The 26,815-nt window shown below is 40.0% G+C and carries 21 protein-coding genes, 4 tRNA genes and 2 rRNA genes; 14 read left to right on the top strand and 13 right to left on the bottom strand.

The features are described from left to right. Nucleotides 1–27: 27 nt before the first annotated feature. Together ADA56_RS08850 and rrf are read left to right on the top strand one after the other, a co-directional pair. Nucleotides 28–2,925: ribosomal RNA gene (locus ADA56_RS08850) — 23S ribosomal RNA — on the top strand. Between the two features lie 151 nt (nt 2,926–3,076). After that, nucleotides 3,077–3,192 (top strand): 5S ribosomal RNA (gene rrf, locus ADA56_RS08855). A 177-nt stretch (nt 3,193–3,369) separates the two neighbouring features. Here the strand turns inward: rrf and glnE are convergent. The 10 genes from glnE to orn all read right to left on the bottom strand — a co-directional run bounded on the left by glnE (nt 3,370) and on the right by orn (nt 12,332). Further along, nucleotides 3,370–6,303 carry a bifunctional [glutamate--ammonia ligase]-adenylyl-L-tyrosine phosphorylase/[glutamate--ammonia-ligase] adenylyltransferase gene (gene glnE / locus ADA56_RS08860; protein ID WP_080972363.1) on the bottom strand — a complete coding sequence of 978 codons (2,934 nt, stop codon included), beginning with the start codon at nt 6,301–6,303 and terminating at the stop codon, nt 3,370–3,372. A gap of 3 nt (nt 6,304–6,306) precedes the next feature. Then, nucleotides 6,307–7,260: a tRNA (adenosine(37)-N6)-dimethylallyltransferase MiaA gene (miaA, locus tag ADA56_RS08865; protein ID WP_049370204.1), complete on the bottom strand. Its 954-nt coding sequence runs from the start codon at nt 7,258–7,260 to the stop codon at nt 6,307–6,309. Nucleotide 7,261: 1 nt separating this feature from the next. Further along, nucleotides 7,262–9,106, bottom strand: coding sequence for a DNA mismatch repair endonuclease MutL (gene mutL, locus ADA56_RS08870; RefSeq protein WP_049370205.1), 1,845 nt, complete (start codon nt 9,104–9,106; stop codon nt 7,262–7,264). An 8-nt stretch (nt 9,107–9,114) separates the two neighbouring features. After that, on the bottom strand, nt 9,115–10,728 hold the full coding sequence (locus ADA56_RS08875; protein WP_049370206.1) for an N-acetylmuramoyl-L-alanine amidase: 1,614 nt from the start codon (nt 10,726–10,728) through the stop codon (nt 9,115–9,117). An 11-nt stretch (nt 10,729–10,739) separates the two neighbouring features. Then, nucleotides 10,740–11,210 (bottom strand): tRNA (adenosine(37)-N6)-threonylcarbamoyltransferase complex ATPase subunit type 1 TsaE, encoded by a 471-nt coding sequence (tsaE, locus tag ADA56_RS08880; protein WP_005695630.1) that lies wholly within the window; start codon nt 11,208–11,210, stop codon nt 10,740–10,742. Nucleotides 11,211–11,326: 116 nt separating this feature from the next. Further along, nucleotides 11,327–11,402, bottom strand: a tRNA-Gly gene (locus ADA56_RS08885). A 20-nt stretch (nt 11,403–11,422) separates the two neighbouring features. Beyond that, nucleotides 11,423–11,498, bottom strand: a tRNA-Gly gene (locus ADA56_RS08890). A 20-nt stretch (nt 11,499–11,518) separates the two neighbouring features. Beyond that, nucleotides 11,519–11,594: transfer RNA gene (locus ADA56_RS08895), tRNA-Gly, on the bottom strand. Between the two features lie 20 nt (nt 11,595–11,614). After that, nucleotides 11,615–11,690, bottom strand: a tRNA-Gly gene (locus ADA56_RS08900). 93 nt (nt 11,691–11,783) lie between these two features. Then, nucleotides 11,784–12,332 carry an oligoribonuclease gene (gene orn / locus ADA56_RS08905; RefSeq protein WP_049370207.1) on the bottom strand — a complete coding sequence of 183 codons (549 nt, stop codon included), beginning with the start codon at nt 12,330–12,332 and terminating at the stop codon, nt 11,784–11,786. Nucleotides 12,333–12,407: 75 nt separating this feature from the next. On the opposite strand from orn, the gene rsgA reads away from it, so the two are divergent. From rsgA to ADA56_RS08935, 6 genes are all read left to right on the top strand, one after another. After that, nucleotides 12,408–13,445, top strand: coding sequence for a small ribosomal subunit biogenesis GTPase RsgA (gene rsgA / locus ADA56_RS08910; protein ID WP_049370208.1), 1,038 nt, complete (start codon nt 12,408–12,410; stop codon nt 13,443–13,445). A gap of 162 nt (nt 13,446–13,607) precedes the next feature. Beyond that, nucleotides 13,608–13,865, top strand: coding sequence for a phosphocarrier protein Hpr (gene ptsH / locus ADA56_RS08915; protein WP_005695633.1), 258 nt, complete (start codon nt 13,608–13,610; stop codon nt 13,863–13,865). 78 nt (nt 13,866–13,943) lie between these two features. Continuing rightward, nucleotides 13,944–15,671, top strand: a complete 1,728-nt coding sequence (ptsI, locus tag ADA56_RS08920; protein ID WP_049370209.1) for a phosphoenolpyruvate-protein phosphotransferase PtsI — start codon at nt 13,944–13,946, stop codon at nt 15,669–15,671. 59 nt (nt 15,672–15,730) lie between these two features. Next, complete coding sequence (gene crr / locus ADA56_RS08925; protein WP_049370210.1) at nt 15,731–16,231, top strand: PTS glucose transporter subunit IIA; 501 nt, start codon at nt 15,731–15,733, stop codon at nt 16,229–16,231. A gap of 72 nt (nt 16,232–16,303) precedes the next feature. Further along, the gene (manA, locus tag ADA56_RS08930) at nt 16,304–17,503 is read left to right on the top strand and encodes a mannose-6-phosphate isomerase, class I (protein WP_049370211.1); all 1,200 of its coding nucleotides are present in this window, start codon (nt 16,304–16,306) and stop codon (nt 17,501–17,503) included. Between the two features lie 120 nt (nt 17,504–17,623). Continuing rightward, the gene (locus tag ADA56_RS08935; RefSeq protein WP_049370212.1) at nt 17,624–20,650 is read left to right on the top strand and encodes a glycoside hydrolase family 2 TIM barrel-domain containing protein; all 3,027 of its coding nucleotides are present in this window, start codon (nt 17,624–17,626) and stop codon (nt 20,648–20,650) included. Nucleotides 20,651–20,706: 56 nt separating this feature from the next. Here the strand turns inward: ADA56_RS08935 and ADA56_RS08940 are convergent, their stop codons facing one another. Beyond that, entirely contained in the window at nt 20,707–20,970 is a 264-nt protein-coding gene (locus tag ADA56_RS08940; RefSeq protein WP_005695639.1) for a GrxA family glutaredoxin, read from the bottom strand. Between the two features lie 130 nt (nt 20,971–21,100). Here ADA56_RS08940 and ADA56_RS08945 point away from each other — a divergent pair, with 130 nt between their 5' ends. Further along, nucleotides 21,101–22,000, top strand: coding sequence for a RimK family alpha-L-glutamate ligase (locus tag ADA56_RS08945; protein ID WP_049370213.1), 900 nt, complete (start codon nt 21,101–21,103; stop codon nt 21,998–22,000). 38 nt (nt 22,001–22,038) lie between these two features. On the opposite strand, the gene ADA56_RS08950 is transcribed toward ADA56_RS08945, so the two are convergent. Then, the gene (locus tag ADA56_RS08950) at nt 22,039–22,641 is read right to left on the bottom strand and encodes a chalcone isomerase family protein (RefSeq protein WP_049370214.1); all 603 of its coding nucleotides are present in this window, start codon (nt 22,639–22,641) and stop codon (nt 22,039–22,041) included. A gap of 112 nt (nt 22,642–22,753) precedes the next feature. Further along, the gene (gene fumC, locus ADA56_RS08955; RefSeq protein ID WP_049366126.1) at nt 22,754–24,148 is read right to left on the bottom strand and encodes a class II fumarate hydratase; all 1,395 of its coding nucleotides are present in this window, start codon (nt 24,146–24,148) and stop codon (nt 22,754–22,756) included. Nucleotides 24,149–24,386: 238 nt separating this feature from the next. Here fumC and ADA56_RS08960 point away from each other — a divergent pair, with 238 nt between their 5' ends. The 5 genes from ADA56_RS08960 to ADA56_RS08980 all read left to right on the top strand — a co-directional run bounded on the left by ADA56_RS08960 (nt 24,387) and on the right by ADA56_RS08980 (nt 26,763). Then, nucleotides 24,387–24,818, top strand: coding sequence for a DNA polymerase III subunit chi (locus ADA56_RS08960; RefSeq protein WP_049355404.1), 432 nt, complete (start codon nt 24,387–24,389; stop codon nt 24,816–24,818). A 31-nt stretch (nt 24,819–24,849) separates the two neighbouring features. Next, nucleotides 24,850–25,431 (top strand): hypothetical protein, encoded by a 582-nt coding sequence (locus tag ADA56_RS08965; RefSeq protein WP_049370215.1) that lies wholly within the window; start codon nt 24,850–24,852, stop codon nt 25,429–25,431. Between the two features lie 75 nt (nt 25,432–25,506). Then, nucleotides 25,507–25,812 carry a N(4)-acetylcytidine aminohydrolase gene (gene yqfB / locus ADA56_RS08970; RefSeq protein WP_049370216.1) on the top strand — a complete coding sequence of 102 codons (306 nt, stop codon included), beginning with the start codon at nt 25,507–25,509 and terminating at the stop codon, nt 25,810–25,812. A 7-nt stretch (nt 25,813–25,819) separates the two neighbouring features. Further along, nucleotides 25,820–26,083, top strand: coding sequence for a hypothetical protein (locus ADA56_RS08975; RefSeq protein WP_049370217.1), 264 nt, complete (start codon nt 25,820–25,822; stop codon nt 26,081–26,083). 5 nt (nt 26,084–26,088) lie between these two features. Further along, complete coding sequence (locus ADA56_RS08980) at nt 26,089–26,763, top strand: SEL1-like repeat protein (RefSeq protein ID WP_049370218.1); 675 nt, start codon at nt 26,089–26,091, stop codon at nt 26,761–26,763. Nucleotides 26,764–26,815 lie beyond the last annotated feature (52 nt).

Consider the following 26,815-nt stretch of genomic DNA (forward strand, 5'->3'; position numbering starts at 1 on the left):
CAACATCAAGAATTTTTGAGGTTGTATAGTTAAGTGACTAAGCGTACAAGGTGGATGCCTTGGCAATCAGAGGCGAGGAAGGACGTGCTAATCTGCGAAAAGCTTGGATGAGTCGATAAGAGGCGTTTAATCCAAGATGTCCGAATGGGGAAACCCAGTAGATGAAGAATCTACTATCACTTACTGAATCCATAGGTAAGTGAGGCAAACCGGGAGAACTGAAACATCTAAGTACCCCGAGGAAAAGAAATCAACCGAGATTTCGTTAGTAGCGGCGAGCGAACGCGAAGGAGCCTGTTAGTGATAATGACAGAGACAGAGGAACAAGCTGGGAAGCTTGGCGATACAGGGTGATAGCCCCGTACTCGAAGTCCAGGTCATGGTACTAAGCTAACGACAAGTAGGGCGGGACACGTGATATCCTGTTTGAAGATGGGGGGACCATCCTCCAAGGCTAAATACTCCTGATTGACCGATAGTGAACCAGTACTGTGAAGGAAAGGCGAAAAGAACCCCGGTGAGGGGAGTGAAATAGAACCTGAAACCTTGTACGTACAAGCAGTGGGAGCCCTTTTGGGGTGACTGCGTACCTTTTGTATAATGGGTCAGCGACTTATATTTTGTAGCGAGGTTAACCGAATAGGGGAGCCGAAGGGAAACCGAGTCTTAACTGGGCGTCTAGTTGCAAGGTATAGACCCGAAACCCGGTGATCTAGCCATGGGCAGGTTGAAGGTTGGGTAACACTAACTGGAGGACCGAACCGACTAATGTTGAAAAATTAGCGGATGACTTGTGGCTGGGGGTGAAAGGCCAATCAAACCGGGAGATAGCTGGTTCTCCCCGAAATCTATTTAGGTAGAGCCTTGAGCGGACACCTTCGGGGGTAGAGCACTGTTTCGGCTAGGGGTCCATCCCGGATTACCAACCCGATGCAAACTACGAATACCGAAGAGTGATACTCAGGAGACACACGGCGGGTGCTAACGTCCGTCGTGGAGAGGGAAACAACCCAGACCGCCAGCTAAGGTCCCAAAGTCTATATTAAGTGGGAAACGAAGTGGGAAGGCTTAGACAGCTAGGATGTTGGCTTAGAAGCAGCCATCATTTAAAGAAAGCGTAATAGCTCACTAGTCGAGTCGGCCTGCGCGGAAGATGTAACGGGGCTCAAATATAGCACCGAAGCTGCGGCATCAGTAGCAATACTGTTGGGTAGGGGAGCGTTCTGTAAGCGGATGAAGGTTAATCGAGAGGTTAGCTGGACGTATCAGAAGTGCGAATGCTGACATAAGTAACGATAAAACGGGTGAAAAACCCGTTCGCCGGAAGACCAAGGGTTCCTGTCCAACGTTAATCGGGGCAGGGTGAGTCGGCCCCTAAGGCGAGGCTGAAAAGCGTAGTCGATGGGAAACGGGTTAATATTCCCGTACTTGGATAAACTGCGATGTGGGGACGGAGCAGGTTAGGTTATCGCACTGTTGGATATGTGCGTTTAAGTTGGTAGGTGAGAGGTTTAGGCAAATCCGGACTTCTTTAACACCGAGAGATGATGACGAGGCTCTACGGAGCTGAAGTAACCGATACCACACTTCCAGGAAAAGCCACTAAGCTTCAGGTTTATCTAAACCGTACTGAAAACCGACACAGGTGGTCAGGTAGAGAATACTCAGGCGCTTGAGAGAACTCGGGTGAAGGAACTAGGCAAAATAGCACCGTAACTTCGGGAGAAGGTGCGCCGGCGTAGATTGTAGTCCCTCGCGGATGAAGGTTGAACCGGTCGAAGATACCAGCTGGCTGCAACTGTTTATTAAAAACACAGCACTCTGCAAACACGAAAGTGGACGTATAGGGTGTGATGCCTGCCCGGTGCTGGAAGGTTAATTGATGGTGTAATCGAAAGAGAAGCTCCTGATCGAAGCCCCAGTAAACGGCGGCCGTAACTATAACGGTCCTAAGGTAGCGAAATTCCTTGTCGGGTAAGTTCCGACCTGCACGAATGGCATAATGATGGCCAGGCTGTCTCCACCCGAGACTCAGTGAAATTGAAATCGCCGTGAAGATGCGGTGTACCCGCGGCTAGACGGAAAGACCCCGTGAACCTTTACTATAGCTTGACACTGAACATTGAATTTTGATGTGTAGGATAGGTGGGAGACTTAGAAGTAGTCACGCCAGTGATTATGGAGTCGACCTTGAAATACCACCCTTTAACGTTTGATGTTCTAACGAAGATTACGAAACGTGGTCTCGGACAGTGTCTGGTGGGTAGTTTGACTGGGGCGGTCTCCTCCCAAAGAGTAACGGAGGAGCACGAAGGTTTGCTAATGACGGTCGGACATCGTCAGGTTAGTGCAATGGTATAAGCAAGCTTAACTGCGAGACAGACAAGTCGAGCAGGTACGAAAGTAGGTCATAGTGATCCGGTGGTTCTGAATGGAAGGGCCATCGCTCAACGGATAAAAGGTACTCCGGGGATAACAGGCTGATACCGCCCAAGAGTTCATATCGACGGCGGTGTTTGGCACCTCGATGTCGGCTCATCACATCCTGGGGCTGAAGTAGGTCCCAAGGGTATGGCTGTTCGCCATTTAAAGTGGTACGCGAGCTGGGTTTAGAACGTCGTGAGACAGTTCGGTCCCTATCTGCCGTGGGCGTTGGAGAATTGAAAGGGGCTGCTCCTAGTACGAGAGGACCGGAGTGGACGCACCACTGGTGTTCCGGTTGTGTCGCCAGACGCATTGCCGGGTAGCTAAGTGCGGAAGAGATAAGTGCTGAAAGCATCTAAGCACGAAACTTGCCTTGAGATGAGTTCTCCCAGATTTAAAATCTGTAAGGGTTGTTTAAGACTAAGACGTAGATAGGTCTGGTGTGTAAGCGGTGCGAGCCGTTGAGCTAACAGATACTAATTGCCCGAGAGGCTTAACTATACAACGCTCAAGGGTTTTTGAGGTTGTAAGACTAAAATAAAAAGACTCAGAGACGAAAGAGAAAGTTTTTAGGTTGAATCAGCTTGTTTGGTTGTGAGCACTAGAGATAGTGAGAGCAGAAAGAGAGAGAAGAAGTTATTAAAGGAATAATCCTGGCGGCGATAGAGCGGTGGTCCCACCTGACCCCATACCGAACTCAGAAGTGAAACGCCGATGCGCCGATGGTAGTGTGGGGCTTCCCCATGTGAGAGTAGGACACCGCCAGGTAGTGAATGTGAACCCCGAGCTGAATGGCTTGGGGTTTTTGTTTATGGATTTTTATTATTAAAGATTACGATTGAAAATAGGAAAGTGCAGTAGAAATCTAGGCTATTTTCACGTAAAGAATAAATATATAAAAAAGGAGTTTATCCCAAATATCTGGGGATAGACTCCTTTAATCTTTTAAGAAAATAGCTTATTCCAGAAAGAACAAACAAATTCTCTTTCTTCTATAAATTCCGAATCACCCACAATAACAGGATTTCCTAATAAGTTTAGGTGATGGATTTTATTGCGTAGTGTCACGTAACAGGATTTGAGCTTTTCGCACTCTGCTAGAGAAATAATATGATATTCAGCCGTTGAATCAAAGATTCGGACGTTATCAGACCATTTGGTTAATATTGGATTAGCTGGGGCATTCGCGAGCATCAGATACTGGGCGATAAATTCAATATCGGTAATACCACCACGATCTGTTTTGATATTAAAAAAGCCTTCTTTTGTATGAGATAGATGTTCGTACATTTTTTCACGCATTTCTCTTACTTCAATTTTTAACTGATTAATATCTCTTTGTGCGGAAAGTACATTACAGCGAATTTTTTCAAATTCTGCTTTTAATTCAGTTTCACCAAAAATGGCACGACTACGGACAAGTGCTTGCTTTTCCCAAGTCCATGCTTCATTGAGTTGATAGTTTTCAAATGCTTGAAGTGAACAGCCTAATAAGCCCGCATCGCCTGAAGGTCGTAATCGCATATCAATATCGTAGAGTATACCTGCACTCGTATTCATACTAAAAATACTGACAATTTTTTGAGCCAATCTTAAATAGAATTGATTGCTATCAATGGATTTTTTCCCTCCAATAGTTTGGCCTTCAACCGCTTGGTATAAAAAGACTAAATCCAAATCGGATTTATACCCGAGTTCAATTCCGCCTAATTTACCGTAGCCAATGACTAAAAAGCCTTTTTCTGTTTTACCTACTAGATGTTCCGGTACACCAAAGCGTTGACTAACTTGTTGCCAGGCAAAATTGACAACGGCATCAATAATTGCTTCAGCCAGATAAGTGAGATGATCACTCACTTTCATAACAGGCAATACGCCAAGAATATCTGCGGCTGCAACGCGTAATAAAATAGACTGTTTGAATTGGCGTAAACCGTCAATAAATTGCTCTTCATCATCTTGCGGTAATCGTAGCATATATTGCTTTAATTCGTCAGGATACTGTGTGAACGGCAATGGATTACGTAGCGCTTCAGTATTTAATAATTCATCGAGTAGAATAGGGTGGCGAGCCACTTGTTCGGCAATCATCTGTGATTGTGCACATAGTTCAATAAGCTGCTTAATGGCTTGAGGATTTTCTAAGAGCAATTCTAAATACGTCGTTCTACTCGCAATTTTATCGATAATATTGAGAATGCGTGGCAATAAAGTGCGGTAATTTTTTTGTTCAAATATTTGAGTGAAGATATTTGGCAATAAGTGAGCTAACACTTCTCGACCTCGAGATCCAATAACACGGCGCGCAAGCCCCTCTTTGAATTGAATAAGTTTATCTAAGATATCGGAAATTGCGTCATCATCAATGTGATTATCAACCAACATTTGTTCAATGTCATCAAGATCACTTTCTAAAAAATCAATCCACTGATTATTGTCATCGGTACGTTCATCTTTTTCTTCACCAATTAATACATCAAAAACTGACCGCACTTTTTGTTGGTGTGATTGTAGCGTTCGATAGAAATCATCCCAGTTTTCAATTGGATAAGATTTTATCGTAGCCTGATTGTTTTCATCTAAATAAGTGTATTCTCGACAAGCAACCATTAATCTGAGGCGATTTTCTTCATCGGTTGGCAGAAGTTGCGTTTGTTGGTCGTCAATGGCTTGTAATACGTTTTCAGTGCGACGAAGGAAGATATAAGCGTCTCTTAATTCATGATATTGCTGAGGTGTAATTAAACCGAGATCCCGTATTTCGGGTAGAAGTTTAAGCAATTCATGTTGTTGGAGCTTAATCTCACGTCCACCTCGAATCAGTTGAAAAACTTGCACGATAAATTCGATTTCTCGAATCCCGCCTGCGCCTAGTTTAATATTGTCTTTTAAGCCACGACGACGCACTTCACGCTCAATTTTACCTTTCATTTCACGTAACGCTTGAATCACACTAAAATCAATATAGCGTCGATATACAAAAGGACGAAGTAATTGTTGTAAGGTTTTTACATTGGGATCTTGCGCATCAGCTCCTAAAATACGCCCTTTGATCATGGCATAACGTTCCCAATCTCGCCCTTGATCTTGGTAATATTGCTCCATCGCAGAAAAACTTAGGGCAAGTGCACCACTGTCGCCAAAAGGGCGAAGACGCATATCCGTACGATAGACAAAACCATCTGGTGTAAATTGATCCAACGCATTAATTAGACGTTGTCCTAAACGGGTAAAAAATTTGGCGTTATCAATGGCTCGTCTTGCCCCAACAGTTTCGCCTTGTGAGGGGTAGGTGAAAATTAAATCAATATCAGAGGAAAAATTTAGCTCAAAACCACCTAATTTTCCCATGCCAAGAATATAGAGTTGCTGAGGGTTGCCATTTTCATCACAAGGCGTGCCCATTTCTTCGCAAGCTTGTTTGTACAGCCAATCTCTTGCACCGATGATAAGACTTTCAGCAAGTTGAGAAAGACGAATAAAAATTTCTTCTACAGTAGCAAGATTTAAACTTTGGCAGAAACTGAGTTTCGCCATTTCTTGATTTCGAAAATCTCGTAGCGTTTTGTAAAGCTGTTCTTCGTTTTGGATAGTGGAGAGTTGGTCAGCTAGATGGCTAGCGTAATGTTGACAATCTGAAAATTGAGGAGGTGTTTGCCACCATTGGGCTAAAAAGTGCGGGTGTTTTTTTAAGACTTTTTCCAAGAAATCAGACAGACTGATGGCATAGTTTATTTGTCCGATTGCTGTCGTGAGATCTGTTTCGTCCCGCTCGATTTGTTGGGTTATTTTATCAAGATTCATTTCAGGGAAATGTTGGCAAAGCACTTCGCCAAGTTGAATGAGTTTTTCAGTCGAAAGCGGAAGTGAAAGCGCCATAATTTACCCCTTAAAATGTTCGTCAATCTTGCGTAGTACGATTTCTTTGGCTTGTTGCGGTTGCAGACTATCTAGCCAATTTAATGGTGTTTTCCAGCCGCGCAGCCAGGTGATTTGTCGTTTTGCTAATTGGCGAGTCGCACAAATGCCACGGAAGACCATTTCTTCATGATCATAGTCACCACGTAAATATTCCCACATTTGTCGATAGCCCACACAGCGGATAGAAGGCAAATCAGGATGGAGATCTTCTCGTTGATAGAGTTTTTCAACCTCTTCTTGGAAACCTAATTCGATCATTTTATGGAAACGTTGTTCGATACGTTGATGTAACACCGCACGATCTTCTGGAGCAATAGCAAATTGTAAAAATTGATAAGGCAATTCTTCGCCTTTTTGTTCAGTTAATTCCGTTAATGATTTGCCCATTAAATAGAATACTTCTAATGCACGATTAATGCGCTGAGAATCATTTGGATTGATACGCTCTGCAGAAATAGGATCAATTTTTTGTAATTCTTGATGAAGAGCAGGCCAGCCAAGTTTTTGCGCTTTTTCTTCAATTTCTAATCGTAACTTTTCATCAGCAGATGGAAGGGGGGAAAGTCCTTCAATCAATGCTTTGTAATACAACATGGTGCCGCCAACCAAAAGCGGAATTTTACCTTGCGCGGTAATATCGGCCATTTCTCTGAGCGCATCGTCACGAAAATTCATCGCAGAATAACTTTCAGCGGGATCTAAAATATCAATTAAGCGGTGAGGGGCAAGGGCTAGTTCTTCTTTAGAAGGCTTTGCCGTGCCAATATCCATGCCTTTATAAATTAATGCAGAATCAACACTGATCACTTCCACTGGCAGGCTTTGACGTAATTGAATAGCAAGATCCGTTTTTCCGGAGGCCGTCGGCCCCATCAGAAAAAGTGCGGTTGGTTTGGAGTAAGTTTTTTGTGTCATATTACAAATCAGTTAAAAAAGGCTGCCAGTTAATTGGTTTCAGTAATGTATTAAATTTTTCTTGATGAGCTTTATTCAGTAAGCGTTCCGTTTCACTTAATAAGCTGACTGCATCCGCTAACACCTCAATCGGTTTCATCTCTAGCGTCTGACAAAGTGCGGTCAGAAAATCAGGCATATTTTCTACATGTTCAGCAAGCAGGCTCACCACACATTTTTGCAAATTTTGCGTACGTAAAATCGCAGGTACTTTGTTTAATGTGAGGCGTAGTTGAGCTTTATTCTCAATGAATTCAAAACCACTTTGCTGAAAAAACGCTTTTTGTTTTTGCCATTGTTCAAATTGTTTTTCATTTAAGCGAAAAATAATCGGAATGAGCAATGGTTGTTGTGGAATTTCACTTTGTTGTAAGGTTAATTCATAATTTAAGGTTTGCAATTTAGCTAATAACATCAAATAAAACTGCTGATTTTGTTGTAAAAGCAACGCTTTATTTTCAATTAATGCTAATGCGCGTAAATAGCCTGGTTCACTTGTCTGTGGGAGTTGTTCAACGGCTGACTTTGTTAAAACTTGAGAAGTTTCCACAGGACGTACTAATTCACCATATAAGCGTTGTTCAGTCTTTGTAGGTTGTTTACGATAACCATATGACGGAACATATTCACTACGGTTTGAAAAGTGCGGTCGATTTTCTGATTGTTTTTCACGAGATTGATGATAATTTGAGGCGAAAATATTTTGCCCTGCCGCTGCACGATTGGGTTTAGGTTCATAGTGCGTTTGATACGAAGCTGAAGGCTCTCTTGCCTCATTTATCGCTGGCGCTAAATCCAATTCAGCTTGAGGAATGGCATTGAGTGCATTTGTTACACCTTGGCAGATAAAATCATGAATTAAACGCGCTTGATGGAAACGAACTTCGTGTTTTGTTGGATGCACGTTGACATCGACATCATGTGGATTGAGATCGATAAATAGCACAAATGCAGGGTATTGCTCAGTATGCAAATGCTCCGCATAAGCTTGACGAATGGCGTGGGTGATCACTTTATCGCGCACCATTCGTCCATTGATATAGCAATAGCTCAAATCATTTTGAGAACGTGTAAATTCAGGTGTCGCCACCCAGCCAGAAAGATGCAAATCATCATGTTTCCAATCAATGCGTAAGGCATGTTGCACAAAATCATCGCCACAAATGGCGGCAACACGTTTGAGCTGTTGTTCTTCATTCGTTGCAGGACGATATTGTCGAATAATTTTGCCATTATGAGTGAGCGTAAAAGCGATATTGAATTTTGCTAAAGCAATACGACGAATGACTTCATCAATATGAGCAAATTCTGTTTTATCAGTGCGTAAGAATTTACGACGAGCAGGCGTGTTAAAAAAGAGATTCGCCACTTCAACTGTCGTGCCAACAGGGTGAGAAGCAGGTTTAATTGTGGTTTCCATCTCTCGTCCTTGTGCATAAACCTGCCACGCTTCATTTTGCTCAGCTGTGCGAGAGGTAAGTGTGAGGCGAGAAACCGAGCTGATACTAGCAAGGGCTTCACCGCGGAAACCTAAACTTAAGATGGCTTCGAGATCATCGAGATCGGCAATTTTACTAGTTGCGTGTCGAGCGAGTGCGAGACTTAATTCTTCTTTAGGAATACCGCTGCCATTATCTCGAATACGAATCAGGCTGGCGCCGCCGTTTTCGATATCAATATGAATTTTATTGGCACCGGCATCAAGGCTGTTTTCCACCAATTCTTTCACCACAGAAGCAGGGCGTTCGACCACCTCACCTGCGGCAATCTGATTAGCCAGCTGTGGAGAAAGAATTTTGATTGCCATAGGATTCCTTATTTTTCTTTAAGTTTGATTTTTTGCCCAGTTACGACTTTGCCGTTTTTCAATGTTGGGTTCAGTTTTAAAAGACGATTAACTGGTACATTGTATTCACGAGAGATGGCATAGATAGTTTGATCGGCTTTCACCGTATGGTAAAGCGGGATTTCTTTCTTGCCATTATCTTTCTTCTCATTCCATTTTGAAGAAGTGTCTTTTTTATCGTTGTCTTTTTTTTCAGGCTCTTTTTTACTCTCGGTTTTTTCTTGTTTTTTATCTTTTTTAGAAACGGCTTTTTCAGCTTCAACAATCTTACTGTTTTTTCCTTTGTTATCGGCTTTGGCTTTATCATCCGATTTAGGTTTTTCTTCTACCTTTTTACCTTTGCCGTTATCTGGAATTTTAATGGTTTCATTTAGCCAAAGTTCTTTACGCTTCAGTTTATTTAATTCAATAATTTCACTGACTTTCACATCATATTTGTTCGCCAGACTACCAATACTTTCACCTGGTTTCACTTTATGGCGTACACCGCTGTCTTTGACATCGGAAGTGCGGTCAGATTTTTCGATGTTTTTCTCTTCTTTTTTAGTTGGTTCTTCCGCTTTTTTGCCTTTGGCATTATCAGGAATCTTAATGGTTTCATTTAGCCAAAGTTCTTTGCGTTTCAGTTTATTTAACTCAATGATTTCACTGACTTTGACATCATATTTATTTGCTAGGCTACCAATGCTTTCACCTGGTTTCACTTTATGGCGAATACCACTGTCTTTCACATCGGAAGTGCGGTCTGATTTTTCATTATTTTTGTCGTTTGATTTTGTAGATTTGCTCTCTTGCTCATCACTTGGAGGAACAGCAATCGCTTTTAAATTACCATTACGATAAGCGACTAAGCCTTCATAAATCATATAAGCAATACGACGACGATAAGCAATGGTATTCAGTTTTTGTTCTTCTTCCATATTAGAAAGGAAGCCAGTTTCCACCAGAACCGAAGGAATATCGGGTGAACGCAATACGCCAAGGCTAGCATGTTGTGGGGTGCTACGACTTAATGAGGTTACGCGAGCAAAGCGACGTAAAATACTGTTGCCAAGTTCATAGCCTGTACGTTGACTGTGACCAAATTGCAGGTCGAGTACAGTTTGATCTAAATATTTATCATTGTTATTGGAAAGTACTTTACCGGCTCCGCCTAAAAGCTCAGAGCGTTTTTCATCGTCTTCTAACCATTGACCCATTTCATCGTTGGCACGGCGATTGGATAGCACCCAAACAGATGCACCACGTTGGTCTGCATTAAGAGAGGAGTCGGCATGGATAGACACGAGAAAATTTGCTTTGTATTTACGTGCAATTTCAGAGCGTTCAGGCACGGAAATGTAGTAATCGCTACTGCGTGTTAAGACGCCTTTAAAATTAGGATCTTTATCTAATAAGGCTTTTAATTCTCGTGCAATAGAAAGGGTGACATTTTTTTCATAAATGCCGAGATTTTTTCCGATAGCACCGGGATCTTTACCACCATGGCCAGGATCAATGGCAATTGTCCATTGTGGTGCGGCAAATACGGTAGTAGAAATTAGAGAAAATATTCCAAAAAGAAACGAAAATTTTGCTTTCATGTAAATCAATTTTATAGCTGTGTCAAAATATGCTCGCCCACTGAGTTTTGAGCAATTAGCGTAATGTTTCGAGCATCGTCGTAATAATCAATATTCACCAATAAATCAGCCTCAGGCAAGATGCCTTCACCTTTTTCTGCCCATTCGATTAAGCAGATGCAATTTTGGCTGAAATAATCGCGAATGCCCATAAATTCCAATTCTTCAGGATCGGCAAGACGATATAAATCAAAGTGATAAATCATTTTCCCTGCAATGCTATATTCTTCAACTAAGGTATAAGTAGGACTTTTGACATTGCCTTGGTAGCCTAAACCTTGCACCATTCCACGAGTCAGGGTGGTTTTCCCTGCACCAAGATCGCCATTAAAATAAAGCACAATAGCGTTATCTTTCGGTTGTTTTACAAGCACTTCTGCGAGTTTTTTACCAAAACGGAGCATCGTGCCTTCATCAGGAATGTATTGGGTTAATTCGGTCATTCTTAGAGTGATTTTTTAGGTTAAAGTTTCTGGGGGATTTTATCGTATTTTGAAGGGAATATGTAGGGAAAATACAATAAAAAAATCCGCTGCTTTTCAGCAACGGATTGAGAATTTGGAGCGGGAAACGAGGCTCGAACTCGCGACCCCGACCTTGGCAAGGTCGTGCTCTACCAACTGAGCTATTCCCGCAGGGCATTTATGTGAAAATTTGGAGCGGGAAACGAGGCTCGAACTCGCGACCCCGACCTTGGCAAGGTCGTGCTCTACCAACTGAGCTATTCCCGCAGGGCATTTATGTGAAAATTTGGAGCGGGAAACGAGGCTCGAACTCGCGACCCCGACCTTGGCAAGGTCGTGCTCTACCAACTGAGCTATTCCCGCAGGGCATTTATGTGAAAATTTGGAGCGGGAAACGAGGCTCGAACTCGCGACCCCGACCTTGGCAAGGTCGTGCTCTACCAACTGAGCTATTCCCGCATTTCACATTGGTGAATGAGGCAACATTATACGAAAAAATTTATTCAACGCAAGCGCAGATTTTGCAAATGATTGAGTTTGCCTAAGTTTTCATCAACCCAGATTAATAAAGTGCTCACGGTAGTAAGCTAACTCTTTAATTGATTCACGAATATCATCAAGAGCTAAATGAGTATTGCCTTTTTTGAACCCGTCTAAAATTTCTGGTTTCCAGCGAGAAGCCAATTCTTTTAATGTACTGACATCCACATGACGATAGTGGAAATAATCGGCTAAATCAGGCATATATTTATAAAGAAAGCGTTTATCTTGTGCGATGCTGTTGCCACAAATCGGTGAAGCACCTTTCGGCACCCAGCGTTTTAAAAAATCTAATGTTTGTAATTCTGCTGCACGTTCAGTGAGTTTGCTCGCTTTAACACGGTCAACTAAGCCATTTGCTGTGTGGGTTTTTACGCACCATTCCGACATTTTGTTTAATAATTCATCACTTTGATGAACTGCAATCACAGGTCCTTCCGCTAAAATATTGAGATCTTTATCTGTCACAATGGTTGCGATTTCAATAATGCGTTCTTTTTCAGGATCTAATCCTGTCATTTCTAAATCGATCCAAATCAGATTTTGTTTATCTAATTGCATAATATAAGGTATCCTATAAACATTTTTAATCCCGTTTATTTTAACGAAAAACATCGGAAAAAACGACCGCACTTTATGAGCAAACGTAAACTAACGCAAAATCAAACTCGTCGAATTCAATCAAATAACGCGAAAGCCTTGCATCGCCACAAGAAGAAAGAAGTGGAATGGCAAGATGATATGCTAGGAGAAAGCCAAGATGGGGTAGTCGTTACGCGTTATTCAGTTCATGCAGATGTGGAAAATGCACAAGGCGAAATTTTCCGTTGTAATTTACGTCGTACACTTTCCAGTCTCGTGGTTGGAGACAAAGTGATTTGGCGACAAGGCAACGAACAGCTTCAAGGTGTGAGTGGTGTGATTGAAGCCATTCACCCAAGACAAAATGAAATAGCTCGTCCAGATTACTATGATGGGCTGAAACCAATAGCGGCCAATATCGATCGTATTATTATTGTTTCAGCGGTTGTACCGGTACTATCACTTAATATTATCGATCGTTATTTAGTGGTATGTGAAAATGCCGGGATCGAACCTGTCATTGTAGTGAATAAAGGTGATTTACTAGATGCCGAGCAAGAGCGGGAAGTGGAAAGCCAATTACAGATTTACCGTGATATTGGTTATCAGACCATCATCATTTCTGCTGAAACCGGAAAAAATATGGAAAAATTGACCGCACTTTTAAGTGATGGCACATCCATTTTTGTGGGGCAGTCAGGTGTAGGCAAATCCAGTTTAATTAACCATATTTTACCAACGGTCAATGCGCAAGTCGGTGGCATCAGTGAAACCTCAGGCTTGGGGCAACATACCACAACCTCTTCTCGTTTATATCATTTGCCACAAGGCGGTAATTTGATTGATTCACCGGGCATTCGCGAGTTTGGCTTATGGCATTTGGAGCCTGAGCAAATCACCAAAGGCTATCGTGAATTTCAATATGTCTTAGGCACGTGTAAGTTCCGTGATTGTAAACATTTGAATGATCCTGGCTGTGCATTACGTGAGGCAGTTGAAGCAGGTCGGATTTCACCAATACGCTATGAGAATTATCATCGCCTCATTGAAAGCTTGAGTGAGACGAAATCACAACGCCATTTTTCTGTGTAGTATATCTTTTACTCAAATTGGGTATACAAAGGTTTAAATTTTGTGATGTAGCTCAATTTTTTTTGTGTTTTGCCTTGATTATTGGGCATTTAATAGCGATACTACCAACGATTTATAGATTAAATTGCTTAAATTTTACTATTATTAAATAGAGGTAACATTATGTTCTCAAAAGATGTAGAAATTACAGCCCCTAATGGTTTACACACCCGTCCAGCGGCGCAATTTGTTAAAGAAGCGAAAGCGTTTGCTTCTGATGTAACAGTCACTTCTGGTGGAAAAAGTGCAAGTGCGAAAAGCTTATTTAAGCTACAAACCTTAGGTTTGACGCAAGGAACTGTAATCACCATCTCGGCGGAAGGTGAAGACGAACAACAAGCCGTTGAACATTTAGTAGCATTAATTCCTACTTTAGAATAATTAACGATAGCCACAGGATTCCTATTCTGTGGCTATTGTTTATTTAGCCTTTAATAAATTATTTCGGAATGTAAAATTATGATTACAGGTATCCCAGCATCGCCAGGTATCGTTTTTGGTAAAGCTTTAGTATTAAAAGAAGAAAAAATTGTTCTGGATTTCCAAAAAATTTCAGAAGATCAAATCGACGCAGAAGTCGCTCGTTTTTATGCGGGGCGTGAAGCTGCTGTTGAGCAACTTAATTCCATTCATCAACGCGCATTAAAATCTTTAGGTGAAGAAAAAGCGGCGATCTTTGAAGGCCATTTAATGATCCTTGAAGACGAAGAATTAGAAGAGGAAATTCTTGATTATCTTCGTTCACACAAAGTGAATGCGAGTGTCGCTGCAAGTAAAATCATCGATCAACAAGTTGAAATGTTGTCTGAAATTGATGATGAATACTTAAAAGAACGTGCAGGTGATATCCGTGATATCGGTAATCGTTTAATCAAAAATATTTTAGGTATGCACATCGTAGATCTTGGTGATATCGCCGAAGAGTCTATCCTTGTGGCTTACGATTTAACCCCATCAGAAACCGCTCAATTAAACTTAGAAAAAGTATTAGGTTTTATCACTGATATTGGTGGTAGAACATCCCACACCTCAATTATGGCTCGTTCACTTGAATTGCCGGCTATTGTTGGGACAAATGATGTCACAGCGCGAGTGAATACTGGTGATTATCTTATTTTAGATGCCGTGAACAACCGTGTTTACGTGAATCCGACTCAAGCAGAAATTGACGAATTAAAAACACTAGAAGCAAAACTTGCTGAAGAAAAAGCAGAATTAGCGAAATTAAAAGATTTGCCTGCAGTGACCCTTGATGGTCATAAAGTTGAAGTGGTTGCGAATATTGGTACGATTCGTGATTGCGAAGGCGCACACCGTAATGGTGCAGAAGGGGTGGGTTTATACCGTACTGAATTCCTCTTTATGGATCGTGATCAATTACCAAGCGAAGAAGAGCAATTCATTGCTTATAAAGAAGTGGTTGAAGCAATGGAAGGGCGTCTAGTGGTATTACGTACCATGGATATCGGTGGTGATAAAGAGCTCCCATATTTAAATTTACCAAAAGAAATGAACCCATTCCTTGGATGGCGTGCAATCCGTATTGCCCTTGATCGTCGTGAAATTTTACGTGCACAATTAAGAGCCGTATTGCGTGCATCTGCATTTGGTAAACTTGCCGTGATGTTCCCGATGATTATTTCGGTAGAAGAAATTCGCGAGTTAAAATCCGTGCTTGAAACCTTAAAAGCAGAATTACGTGCAGAAGGTAAAGCTTTTAATGAAAACATCCAAGTAGGTGTCATGGTTGAAACCCCATCTGCGGCAGTGAATGCGAAATTCTTAGCGAAAGAAGTGGATTTCTTCAGTATTGGTACAAACGATTTAACGCAATATACCTTAGCCGTTGACCGTGGTAACGAATTAATTTCTCACTTATACAATCCGATGTCACCTTCAGTGCTTGGTTTGATTAAACAGGTGATTGATGCTTCTCATGCAGAAGGTAAATGGACGGGGATGTGTGGTGAGTTAGCCGGTGATGAACGTGCAACTTTATTGTTACTCGGTATGGGCTTAGATGAGTTTAGTATGAGTGCAATTTCTGTACCACATATCAAGAAATTAGTGCGTCATGTGAGTTACCAAGAGGCGAAAGCATTGGCAGATGAAGCATTACAAAAACCAACAGCAGCTGAAATTGAGCAATTAATTCAAGCTTTTTTAGCAGAAAAGTCGTTAAACTAGATACAAAAACAGAGTTTTACGTTAAAATATCAGCCATCTTTAATAGATAGGAGATTAAAATGGGCTTATTTGACAAATTATTTGGTTCAAAAGAAAACAAAGCAGTGGAAGTTGAAATTTATGCGCCACTTTCTGGTGAGATTGTGAACATCGAAGATGTACCAGATGTTGTTTTCTCTGAAAAAATCGTGGGTGATGGTATCGCAATTCGCCCAACAGGTAACAAAATCGTTGCGCCTGTTGATGGTGTAATTGGTAAAATTTTTGAAACCAACCACGCTTTTTCAATGGAATCAAAAGAGGGTGTTGAATTATTCGTTCACTTCGGTATTGATACCGTTGAATTAAAAGGTGAAGGATTCACTCGCATCGCACACGAAGGTCAAAGCGTAAAACGCGGCGACACAGTAATCGAATTTGATTTAGCAACATTAGAATCAAAAGCAAAATCAGTTTTAACACCAGTGGTTATCTCTAACATGGATGAAATTTCATCTATCGAGAAAAAATCGGGTGAAGTGATTGCTGGAGAATCTGTTGTTTTAAGTTTAACAAAATAAGATTTACTGACTAAAAGATCCGCTTTAAATGAGCGGATTTTTTTATACTTATTCTTTTTAAAGAAGGTAAAAATGATTTATCGATTAACTGGCCAAGTACAGCATTATGCTTGGGGTGGAAAAAACTATATTGCATCATTGATTGGATTAAATTCAGCGAAAGATCAACCTTGTGCGGAGTGGTGGTTAGGCGCACATCCATCAGTACCTTCTGAAATTGAGAATGTAACAGGTAAACAATCCCTTATTGAATTTTTATCGCAAAATCCGACCGCACTTGGGCAAGCAAGTCGTCAGCAATTTGGTGATGAACTTCCTTATTTGTTAAAGATTTTAGATGTTGAAAAGCCGTTATCGATTCAATTACACCCAACGAAAGCGCAAGCTGAAAAGGGCTTTGAGGCTGAAAATGCAAAAGGTGTATCACTCACAGATAACACACGAACTTATAAAGACCGAAATCACAAACCTGAAATGATGATTGCTTTATCTGATTTTTGGCTTTTACATGGTTTTAAAACAAAATCTCAAATTCTTGCCACATTAAATGCACGCCCCTCTTTGCAACCTTTGGTTGAAAAACTAAGCACACAAAGCCTTGCTGAATTTTATGCAGATGTAATGTTGGCGGATCAATCAACGCTCGCAAATTGGCTATTACCTATTATTGAAGCTAATCAACAGCCTTATAAAAATGGTAAGTTGACGCTAGATAATCCTGATTATTGGGTGCTATATACGATGGAAGCGATGGCGATTTCACCTGAAAAATTAGATGCAGGCTTGGTGTGTTTTTATCTCTTTAATATTGTGCATTTAAAAGAAGGAGAGGGCATTTTCCAAGATGCGGGTATTCCTCATGCTTATCTTCGCGGACAAAACGTGGAGTTAATGGCATGTTCTGATAATGTGATTCGTGGTGGATTAACACCAAAATATGTCGATATTGTCGAATTATTAAAAATTGTGGATTGTCGCGAAGTGATACCACAAATTATCTTAGCAGCACCTCAAAATCACTCAGAATTTACTTATAAAACGCCAGTAAAAGATTTTGCCTTAGCTCAAATTCGTGTCGAACCCGAACAGCATACTAAAGTGAATCTTCAAAGTGCGGGTATTTTGTTAGTGATGCAAGGCGAGCTAAAAATACAAGAAAAATCAGCCGCACTTACCTTGAAACAAGGTGAGTCAGCATTCATTACAGCGGATTCTAATGTTGAAATAATGAGTGAAAAAGGCGGTTATGCCTTCTTGGCAAAATTGCCATAAAAATTAATGTGATAAGTATCACGATTTGTGAACTTATCACTAGATTAGTCGAAGATTTTAGGTATAGTGGCGTCATTCAGGCGACTTTTTTTATGTGGCTAAATTGCATTGGGAGTTTTTATGTCGTTGCCTCGTTATTTTGAAGATCCACAAACCTTACATGTGAATACCACACCACATCATGCTTATTTTATTCCTTTTTCTTCAACAGAAAGTTCGGTCAAAAAGACACGAGAATTTTCCCCTTACTTTACCTTACTAAATGGTGAATGGGATTTTGCTTATTTTGAAAGCTATACTCACTTGCCTCAAGATTTCCTTCATTTTTCATTTACAGATAAAATCCCCGTCCCTTCCAATTGGCAAAATCATGGTTACGATAATCATCAATATACCAACGTAAATTATCCTTTTCCTTTTGATCCCCCTTATGTACCCATTGAAAATCCTTGTGGTTTGTATCATCGAATCTTTAATGTCGAAATCAATCAAGAAAAACGGTATCTCTTAAATTTTGAAGGGGTAGATAGTTGCTTATTTGTCTATGTGAATCACCAATTTGCGGGCTATAGCCAAATTAGTCATTGCACCAGTGAATTTGATATCACTGACTTTTTGCAACAAGGAGAAAACCACTTACATGTTCTCGTGTTGAAATGGTGTGATGGCAGTTACTTGGAAGACCAAGACAAATTCCGAATGTCTGGTATTTTCCGAGATGTTTATCTGTTAGAGCGAGAAAAAAATTATTTACAAGATTTTTTCATTCAAACGCAATTGAATCAAGATCTTACCAAGGCTGAATTATATGTGGCCTGTCAGTTTGTTAGAAGTGAACAACCTATCTCTTGGCAATTATGTGATCCTAAAGGCAAATTGATAATAGAACAAAAAGGGCATGCATTTCATGCTGAAATTGAAAATGCACAATTATGGCATGCGGAGAAACCTCGCTTATACACGTTGATTTTACAATATGGCTCTGAAGTGATTTGCCAAAAGGTCGGCTTACGTCATATCGAAGTGAAGAATGGGGTAATGTTATTTAATGGGCAAGCCATTAAGTTTAAAGGTGTTAATCGTCACGATAGCGATCCGAAAACGGGTTATGTCATTAGTCGAGAACAAGCATTGCAAGATTTACGCTTAATGAAACAGCATAATTTTAATGCCATTCGCACAGCGCACTATCCGAATGCACCTTGGTTTACTGAATTGTGTGATGAATATGGTTTTTATGTGATTGCGGAAAGTGATATTGAATCACACGGCACGAATGCAGTCTATGTTGAGTCGCCAGAAACAAGCATTTTATTAGGGGTAAAAACAGAGATTGATCATGAAGCAATTCGTCAAAAAACAATCGATAATTATTGCTATATGGCTCGAAGCCCTGAATTTAATCAAGCCATTTTAGACCGCACTTATGCCAATATTGAGCGAGATAAAAATCGGCCTTCTGTTGTGATTTGGTCATTAGGAAATGAGAGTGGTTATGGTGAGAATTTTGAGCAAGCGGCCGCTTGGGTAAAACAACGCGATCCAAGTCGCTTAGTGCATTATGAGAATGCGATCTTTCAACATTCAGCACATCAAAATGACACATCCAATTTAGATTTTCATAGCGAAATGTACACCAGCACGGAAGAATTAGATGCTTATTTTGCCGATGACAAAAATCGAAAGCCGTATCTTTTCTGTGAATATTTGCATGCGATGGGGAATTCTTGCGGGGACACGGAAGATTATTTCCAAGCTATGGAACGACATGCTGGCGCTTGTGGTGGCTTTGTGTGGGAGTGGTGCAATCATTCCCCTTATTTGCCAAACTCAAGCAAGATGGGCTATGGCGGGGATTTTAATGACACACCGAATGATAGTAATTTTTGTGCTGATGGATTAGTGACAGCAGACCGCCAAATTCAAAGCAATTTGTTGGAATACAAAAATGTGTATCGTCCACTTCGTGCTACCTTAAAAAATGGTCATGTTGAACTCAAAAATTATTTGGATTTTACGGATGCGGCAGAGACCATTTCGATTCATTATCAAATTAGCGAAGATTTTGCTGTTATACAAGAAGGCCAAATAGATGATTTAAACATTGTGCCAAAGTCAACCGCACTTTTGCCTTTACGATTGCCAGCAAGTAACGGTTCATTACAAATTTTGACCTTAACCTATCATCAAAAAACAGAAACAGGTTTAATTCCTCAAGGGCATTGTTTGGGATTTGATCAGATTATTTTGTCGGCGCAATCACATTTATTCGCTGATGAGATCAAATCAAATATCCAATCGATTTCTGTTTCAGAATATGCCAATTTAATTTCAGTTAAAGTTTCAGATATTGAATACCAGTTTGATCAATATAAAGGCACTATTCAACAAATTCGTAAAGCTGGCGAGCCTTGGTTGAATCAACCTGCCGATTTTAATATTTGGCGAGCGCCTTTGGATAACGATAGTTTAATTAAAGCACATTGGCTTGCTGCAGGTTACGATCGTGCTACGAGCCGTGTTTATAATTACCGTTTAACCGAGCAGGAAAGTGCGGTTGAAATCACCTTCAAATTGGGGCTGGTCGCCGTATCAAAAGCGCGAATTCTGACATTGAATGTGGTGTATCGTATTGAACAAAATGGGTTACTTCACATCAATATTCATGCTGAAAAACAACCGCACTTGTCATTCTTACCACGCTTTGGTTTACGTTTTTTCCTTAATCAAGGATTTAACCAAGTGGAGTATGTGGGCTATGGTCCAACGGAAAGTTATCTAGATAAACATCACGCCACGGCTTTAGGTCGTTATAAAACAACGCCAGAAAGTAATCATGTGCCTTATTTGAAACCGCAAGAAAATGGCAGTCACTATGGTTGTACTGAAGTGAAGGTGGCAAATTCGTCTGATTGCTTTACCGTGCAAAGTCATACGCCTTTTAGTATGAATGTTTCCCCTTACTCTCAAGAAGAATTGGGCAGTAAAAAGCACCAATATGATTTGGAGAAAAGTGGCAGTACAATCTTGTGTGTGGATTATAAAATGAGTGGGGTAGGTTCTAACTCTTGTGGACCTGCGTTAAAAGCGCAATATCGTTTGAGTGAAACGGAATGGGATTGGGCGATCTCGTTGCAAATTAACTAAGATGAAATAAAAAAGTGCGGTTGAAATTAACCGCACTTTTATGTTTTTAGCAATAATTAAGCAACAACGTTAAATTGTTCTTTCATTAATGCTTCGAAATCAGTGCAACCGCCAATTGGTTTTTCATCGATAAAGATTTGTGGCACAGTTTCCACTTCTTTACCGACAGATTTTGATAAATCTGCTTTAGAAATGCCTTCAGCGATAATATCTACATAGCGATAATCGAAATCCGCTACTTCACCTTTTAATTTTTCAGCAAGGTTTTTTGCACGTACACAATAAGGGCAGCCTGGACGACCAAAAATAACTACGAACATAAAATTTTCCTTTTATTTAAACAAAGTTCCTAATGATTTTACTCTATTTCCACAAAAGCAGAAATCATTTTTCAGGATTATTGTGATTGGTGTAATATATCAACTCCTCTTTTCCTAAGGGTATAACTGAATGAAATTATTGATGCTTTGCCGTGAGCCTCGCCTTTATAGCTGCCAGCGTTTAAAAGAAGCAGCAGAAAGTTGCGGGCATCAAATGGATATTTTGGATCCTAATCGTTGCATTTTAAAACTTGACAAAAATCAACCGCACTTTTCTTTGTATTATCAACAAAATGCAGAAAGTCAGCCTTATTTATTGCCTGATTATGATGCTGTATTGCCTCGCTTTGGGACGACAAGCACTCAAATGGGCTGTGCGGTATTGCGTCATTTACAAGGAAAAGGCGTCTATTGCCTTAATAAAGAACAAGCATTTTTAGCCGCTCGCGATAAATGGCGAAGTTTGCAGATGTTATTGAAACAAGGTATTGCGGTTCCAAATTCTGTCTTATCGGGTTGTGAAGTTGAGCCGAAACAAGCCATTAAGCAAACAACCGCTCCAATGATTATTAAAACCCTAAAAGGATCACAAGGTATTGGCGTGATTTTAGCCGAACATCCACAAAGTGCGGTCAGTATTTTAGAAACGTTAAAAGATGTGAATGTCCCTGTCTTGTTACAAGATTTTGTCGAAGAGGCAAAAGGGACAGATATTCGCTGTTTTGTGATCGGTGATAAAGTCGTCGCTACAATGCAGCGTATTGGACAAGATGGCGAGTTTCGTGCAAATTTTCACCGTGGTGGCGCAGCAGAAAAAATTAAACTCACTGAAGAGGAAAAATCCATCGCCATTCGTGCAACTAAAACCTTAGGGCTTGCGGTGGCCGGTGTTGATTTGATTCGTTCAAAAGAAGGATTATTGGTACTTGAAGTGAATGCTAGTCCTGGTTTAGAAATGATTGAGAAGACCAGTGGCATTGATATTGCATTGCAGATGATCTTGTTTTTAGAACAGCAAGTGAAACAATAAAAGAAAAGGGCGAACTATATCATGTTCGCCCTTGTTGTTTACCCTTTTGTGTCTTGTTTAAAATCGTAACTCGGTGGTAATTCCGGCATCGTATTTTCTTCATCAAAAGGCTCGCTTGCTGGTTGATGTTGAAATTCTTTGCTATCGTGAGCCGGTTTTTCTTTACCTAATAATTGCGGTTGTAATTTGATAAAACTACTTTTATCTGAAAGCCATACATCAATAAACGCTTGTGTAAATTTTTGATCGAATTCGTGATCTAACACCGTGTCATTTAATACAAAGTAGCCTTTATCCGCTAAGGCAACAAAATTTAAGATATCGTTTGGTGAAAAATCAGGGAAGATTTCCTGCATTTTTTTGAGCCATGCCGTGGTGTCATCTTTACTTAAATTTTGTGATTCCATTTCTTTGGTTAATGCAATCGCAAAATTTTTCCCTTCAACTGGTTTTTCGTATTTAATCGAAAACATTAACGGACGTTCATTTTTTTCATAGGAACCCGTTTCAGAATACAAGCCGACAGTATAAACATGGAATGGCCCCCATGTGTATTCAGCATTGCCGACTGGTTGCCATTGGGCAAAAAGTGCGGTGGAAAATAAGGCTGAAATGGCAGCAATAATAAATTTCAGTTTCATAGTTTTTTTCATGTCAAAAATATTGCCGTGATTATAACAAAAAAGCCCTTTAAAAAAACACAAATAAAAAGGCAGGAATACCTGCCTTTGACACCAAATTATTTGGGTGAGTTTATTTTAAGCTACCCACCATATCTTCTGGACGAACCCATTTGTCGAAATCCTCGGCTGAAACTAAGCCTAAGTTAATCGCTTCTTCACGTAAGGTTGTACCGTTTTTGTGTGCTGTTTTCGCAATTTTCGCTGCATTTTCGTAACCAATGTGTGTATTAAGTGCGGTTACTAACATCAATGAATTTTCCAATTGTTGTTTAATGCGTGGGTAGTTTGGTTGAATACCGGTTGCGCAGTGTTCATCAAATGATACGCAAGCATCACCCAATAATTGTGCAGATTGTAAGAAATTCGCCACCATGACAGGGTTAAATACGTTTAATTGGAAGTGACCTTGTGAGCCAACGAAAGAGATAGTGGTATCGTTACCGAATACTTGTGCACATACCATGGTTAATGCTTCACATTGAGTTGGGTTCACTTTACCCGGCATGATTGAAGAACCTGGTTCATTTTCAGGAATTAAGATTTCACCGATACCAGAACGAGGGCCTGATGCTAATAAACGAATGTCGTTTGCAATTTTGAATAAGCTCATCGCTAATTGTTTAATTGCACCGTGAGTTTCCACAATCGCATCGTGTGCGGCTAACGCTTCAAATTTGTTTTCTGCAGTCACAAATGGTAAACCAGTGAATTTTGCAATGTAATCTGCTACTTTCACATCATAGCCTTTTGGTGTGTTCAAACCAGTACCTACAGCTGTACCACCAAGTGCTAATTGACTTAAGTGTGGAAGGGTATTTCTTAGTGCACGTAGACCAAAATCTAATTGTGCGGCGTATGCAGAGAATTCTTGGCCTAATGTTAATGGGGTTGCGTCCATTAAGTGAGTACGGCCAATTTTTACCACATCTTTAAATTCTGCTGATTTTTTAGCGAAAGTTTTTTGTAAACGTTCTACACAAGGAATAGTGTGTTCAACTACTTTTTTGTATGCCGCAATGTGCATTGCAGTTGGGAAAGTATCATTTGAAGATTGGGATTTGTTCACATCATCATTTGGATGGATGAATGATTTTTCACCTAATTTACCACCATGTAAAACGTGAGCACGGTTAGCCACCACTTCGTTCACGTTCATGTTTGATTGTGTACCTGAACCGGTTTGCCAAATGACTAATGGGAATTGGTCGTCTAATTTTCCTGCCAGGATTTCATCACAGGCGGTTGCGATTAAATCACGTTTCTCAGCAGGTAATACACCTAAATCACAGTTTGCGAAAGCAGCGGCTTTTTTCAAATAACCGAAAGCTTCAATAATTTCGTGCGGCATAGAGGCTGCCGGACCAATTTTGAAGTTGTTACGGGAACGTTCGGTTTGTGCTGCCCAGTATTTATCTGCAGGAACTTGAACTTCGCCCATAGTGTCTTTTTCAATACGAAATGCCATGTGATACTCCTATCATCAAAAATAAAAACAAATCTTGAAAATTCTAACACCTACGAGTTATGAATGGAATGTAACATAAAGGTAAAAAGTCACTTTTGTGATGTAGATCATAAAAGTGCGGTAAAAAATTTCCGTGTTTTTTCTATTTGCGTTAATCACCTTGTTGATGATTTATTTTTTAGTGCTTTTTTGATAAAATCCGCCGGTTTACAAAACGATAAATGGAGAAGTCGCAATCATGGCAAAAAACGCACAATTTTATCTCTTAAATCCAGAAAAGAAGATAACAGTTGAGCAACTTGCCTGTGATCTTGCCGCTCAAGCGTGGCGTTTAGGCAAGCGAGTGTTAATCGCTTGTGAAACAGAAGAGCAAGCATTTTTAATTGATGAAGCATTATGGCAACGGGATCCAAATGAGTTTGTTCCTCATAATCTTTCTGGCGAAGCAACACAATATGCACCGCCAATTGAGATTAGTTGGAAAGGCAAACGCAATGCCCAACGTCGAGATTTGCTGATCAATTTGCAAATGGAAGTGCCGGATTTTAGCCACAGCTTTACACAATTAATTGATTTTGTACCAGTAGAAGAAACGCAAAAAGCTCAAGCGCGTGAACGTTATAAAATTCTTCGCTCGCAGGGTTGGACGCTTTCTACTGAAAACACTTAATATTTTTAACTTTAAAACCTAGGAAATTAACATGAATTTAAACGCTAAAGTGGCTTTAAGCCTTATTCTCGGCGCAAGCACCTTATTATCTGCTTGTGACAATAAAGAAAACACATCAACCCAAGTTGAGAAAGCGGTAAGAATACCTGCATCAACAGAAAAAGCAGAAAGTACGGTTGAAAAATCAAAAGAATTGGTGGCTGAAACTAAATCAGCCGAAAAAGTCGCTGAGAAAACAGAAACCACAGAAGTTAAAGCTGAGGCTAACAAAGCAGATGTAAAATCAGACGCAGTGAAAGCCGAAGTTAAAAAAGAGGCGAAAGCGGATGATGTGGCAGAAAAAGTATCAGAGAAAAAAGAAACCGTTTTAGCACAACAAGCTGCAACGGCTCAGAAAGCACGCGTAATTCCTGCTGACAAAGCATCGAAAGAAAGTGCTAAATATAAACAGAAAAAAGCGGTATTGAATGTGCTAGAAAAACAATATAAACAAGTTCGTTGTTCTGCTGACGCGAAAAATTTAAGTAGTGATAGTTTCTGTCGTCAAGAAGAACGCCGTTTATTCTTAGAAATTCAACGCATTAAAGATGAATTAAGAGGAATTAAGGAATAATTTCATCCTTATCAATATGAGGGCGAGATCAATTCGCCCTCAAAATTCAAAATAGATTTTTTGTGACCGCACTTTATGAACGATATTACCTTTTATCAACGCTTCGAAGCCGATATTCTCGCTGGGCGTAAAACCATCACCATTCGGGATAAATCTGAAAGCCATTTTAAAGCAGGTGATATTTTGCGTGTAGGTCGATTTGATGATAATCAATATTTCTGCACGATTGAAGTGTTAGGTGTGTCGCCGATTACTCTTGATGAACTGACGGAACAACATGCGACGCAGGAGAATATGGGATTGGATGAATTGAAAGAAGTGATTCGGGGGATTTATCCCTGTGAAGTACAGTTTTATTTGATTGAATTTATAAAAATTTAGGACTTTTATGGATAGTAAAGAGCAAAAAGCAAAATATGCTAAGCAATCTAAAATTTTTCTTTTAATATCCCCTCTTATTGCAATTCTTGGATTGTTTGATTATAGCAAGCTTAAAGGAACTGGTGGTGAGGTAAGTTTAGACTCTTTAACATTTACAGCGCAATTTCTATACCATCATGGTGGTGAGAAGGCTGTGTTATTGGGACCTCTGATCTTTGCATTACTTGTCTTTTCTACTGGACTTTTTTACTCATATAAATCCAAAAGGTAAATCATATGTTTCAGCGTATAGCTTTTCTTTTTTTGTTCATGTTTTTTTCTAATTTTGCTAATGCGATTGATGAAAATGGAATGTTTAGCGAAGCAGCTAAGTTCACTCAACAAGGAAATTATTCAGAAGCAGAAAAAATTTATAAGAAACTCTTGAATGGGAATAACCCGCAAAGAGCTGCAACTATGCTCGGTACTATAGCTGAAGAACAAAGAAAATATCCTGAAGCCATAAAATGGTATGAAAAATCAGGTGATAGCATTGCTAGGTTTAATTTGGCTGCAATGTATTTGGAAGGGAAGGGTGTAGAGCAAGATTACGATAAGGCTGTAAAATTATACCTTCCATTGGTACAAGAAAATTTTCCATATGCGAAGCATTACCTTGGACGTTTATATCTAGAAGGACTTGGTGTTCCTTTGGATGTTAATAAGGCAATTCAATTATTGACTGAGGCATCAGATGTAGTTGATAAAGCTGGGTATGATTTAGGCCAGATTTATAAAGAAGGATATAAGGTGCCTATAAGTTCAGAAAAATCATCTAAATTTTTTAGAAAATCATGTAAGTTAGGTTATCAATTAGCCTGCCAAGAATATGATATGAATATTAAGAAAATGGCAAAAATGATAGGTGTCTCAGAAGAAACATTAAAATATATGGATAATAAAGAAAATTAATTTATAAGGTTATTTAACCTGTTATATTTAAAATATTCGGAGGAATAAATTC

Origin of the sequence: Parahaemophilus parainfluenzae, from assembly GCF_001055095.1 — a bacterium.
GTDB classification, from domain to species: Bacteria; Pseudomonadota; Gammaproteobacteria; order Enterobacterales; family Pasteurellaceae; genus Haemophilus_D; species Haemophilus_D parainfluenzae_Z.

Bases quoted from the DNA above. Each gene is read 5' to 3' on its own strand.
- glnE (WP_080972363.1), bottom strand. From the start codon at position 6,303: ATGGCGCTTTCACTTCCGCTTTCGACTGAAAAACTCATTCAACTTGGC.
- manA (WP_049370211.1), top strand. From the start codon at position 16,304: ATGATTTATCGATTAACTGGCCAAGTACAGCATTATGCTTGGGGTGGA.
- tsaE (WP_005695630.1), bottom strand. From the start codon at position 11,210: ATGACCGAATTAACCCAATACATTCCTGATGAAGGCACGATGCTCCGT.
- crr (WP_049370210.1), top strand. From the start codon at position 15,731: ATGGGCTTATTTGACAAATTATTTGGTTCAAAAGAAAACAAAGCAGTG.
- rsgA (WP_049370208.1), top strand. From the start codon at position 12,408: ATGAGCAAACGTAAACTAACGCAAAATCAAACTCGTCGAATTCAATCA.
- miaA (WP_049370204.1), bottom strand. From the start codon at position 7,260: ATGACACAAAAAACTTACTCCAAACCAACCGCACTTTTTCTGATGGGG.
- ADA56_RS08950 (WP_049370214.1), bottom strand. From the start codon at position 22,641: ATGAAACTGAAATTTATTATTGCTGCCATTTCAGCCTTATTTTCCACC.
- ptsH (WP_005695633.1), top strand. From the start codon at position 13,608: ATGTTCTCAAAAGATGTAGAAATTACAGCCCCTAATGGTTTACACACC.
- ptsI (WP_049370209.1), top strand. From the start codon at position 13,944: ATGATTACAGGTATCCCAGCATCGCCAGGTATCGTTTTTGGTAAAGCT.
- ADA56_RS08875 (WP_049370206.1), bottom strand. From the start codon at position 10,728: ATGAAAGCAAAATTTTCGTTTCTTTTTGGAATATTTTCTCTAATTTCT.
- mutL (WP_049370205.1), bottom strand. From the start codon at position 9,106: ATGGCAATCAAAATTCTTTCTCCACAGCTGGCTAATCAGATTGCCGCA.
- ADA56_RS08940 (WP_005695639.1), bottom strand. From the start codon at position 20,970: ATGTTCGTAGTTATTTTTGGTCGTCCAGGCTGCCCTTATTGTGTACGT.
- ADA56_RS08935 (WP_049370212.1), top strand. From the start codon at position 17,624: ATGTCGTTGCCTCGTTATTTTGAAGATCCACAAACCTTACATGTGAAT.
- yqfB (WP_049370216.1), top strand. From the start codon at position 25,507: ATGAACGATATTACCTTTTATCAACGCTTCGAAGCCGATATTCTCGCT.
- orn (WP_049370207.1), bottom strand. From the start codon at position 12,332: ATGCAATTAGATAAACAAAATCTGATTTGGATCGATTTAGAAATGACA.
- ADA56_RS08980 (WP_049370218.1), top strand. From the start codon at position 26,089: ATGTTTCAGCGTATAGCTTTTCTTTTTTTGTTCATGTTTTTTTCTAAT.
- ADA56_RS08945 (WP_049370213.1), top strand. From the start codon at position 21,101: ATGAAATTATTGATGCTTTGCCGTGAGCCTCGCCTTTATAGCTGCCAG.
- ADA56_RS08965 (WP_049370215.1), top strand. From the start codon at position 24,850: ATGAATTTAAACGCTAAAGTGGCTTTAAGCCTTATTCTCGGCGCAAGC.
- fumC (WP_049366126.1), bottom strand. From the start codon at position 24,148: ATGGCATTTCGTATTGAAAAAGACACTATGGGCGAAGTTCAAGTTCCT.
- ADA56_RS08960 (WP_049355404.1), top strand. From the start codon at position 24,387: ATGGCAAAAAACGCACAATTTTATCTCTTAAATCCAGAAAAGAAGATA.
- ADA56_RS08975 (WP_049370217.1), top strand. From the start codon at position 25,820: ATGGATAGTAAAGAGCAAAAAGCAAAATATGCTAAGCAATCTAAAATT.